Raw genomic sequence first — 1,150 nt, forward strand, 5'->3', positions numbered from 1 at the left:
GCCAGGGCGGGGTCCACGCCGGACCGGCCGCCCGCGCCTAGTCCAGGCCCCGGCGGGCGAAGGACCGGGCTGGCCGGCCGGCGAGCAGCCAACCCCCGATCGTGGCGAGCAACGGCAGCCGACGGTCGTCGCGGCCAGGTGGGCGACCGGCACGGTGCGGAGCGCGTCGAGGTCGCGGTGCAGGACGCTGACCAGCGCCAGGTAGGCGCCGGCCACGCCCAGGAACGCGCCGAGCAGCGCGAGCGCGCCGGCGGTGGTGGCGGTCAGCGTGCGGCGCACCCGCCTCGGCGCGCCCGTCGCGGTCAGCGTGCGGATGTCGCCGACGACCTCGGCCCGGATGAGACCGACGGTCATGGCCAGCACGCCGAGGGCCAGCAGCGCGCCGGCGACCGTCGCTCCCGTCCGGAGGTCGCACAGGGACGCCTGCTCACGGCGGGACTCGATGGTCAGGCCGGCGCCGGCGGCCAGCCCCTGGGCCGTCGCGAGTTCCTGCTCGGTGAGCGGGTGGTCGGTCTCCAGGAACCAGCCGACCCGGGCCGGCTGCCACCCGTGGCGGTCCAGCGCCCCGGCGGTGATGAGCGAGTTGGGCAGCGACGAGTAGCCGAGGTCCGGCAGTGGCTTTGTGGCGGGCCGCACCCCGCGGGCGGGAATGTTCACCAGCTCCAGCGGGCCGCCGCGCACGGTCAGCACATCGGTGTCGGCACCGACCGAGGCACCGGCCACCTGGTAGAGCCGCAGCAGTCCGGGGTTGACCACGTAGAGCGGGTGGGACGTCGTCGTCCGGCCGGCGACGACGGGGACGCCGATCTCGACGGCCGGACGGCCGGTAGCTCCACCCTCCCGGCCCGCGTCGGCGTACGCGGTGACCACCGCCATGTCCAGCGGGATCACGGTGGTCGCCGCGACGGCCGCCTGGACCGCCTCGGCGCCCGCCTGCGCCGCGGCGAGCTGGGCCGGGGTGCGTTCCGGGATCACCGGGTCCGGTCGGCCGATCCGGACCAGGAGCTGACCGTCGGTGAGGTTGCCGAGGCCGCCGCCTGCCGGGCGCTGTGCTCGGCGGCGCCGAGCCGGACGACGATCGCCGCGGAGATCCCAGCGCGAGGCTGATCGCGGCGAGCGCCGCACCGGCGCGGGCGCGGTAGCGGGCCAG

Annotated in this window: 1 protein-coding gene; it reads right to left on the bottom strand. The window is 77.1% G+C overall.

What is annotated here, in order from left to right:
* Nucleotides 1-975, bottom strand: a 975-nt coding sequence (locus JNW87_RS38935; protein WP_238455493.1) for a hypothetical protein, incomplete at its 3' end; no start/stop codon positions are given.
* Nucleotides 976-1,150 lie beyond the last annotated feature (175 nt).

Source organism: Micromonospora sp. ATA51 (assembly GCF_016802855.1).
Lineage (GTDB): Bacteria > Actinomycetota > Actinomycetes > Mycobacteriales > Micromonosporaceae > Micromonospora > Micromonospora sicca.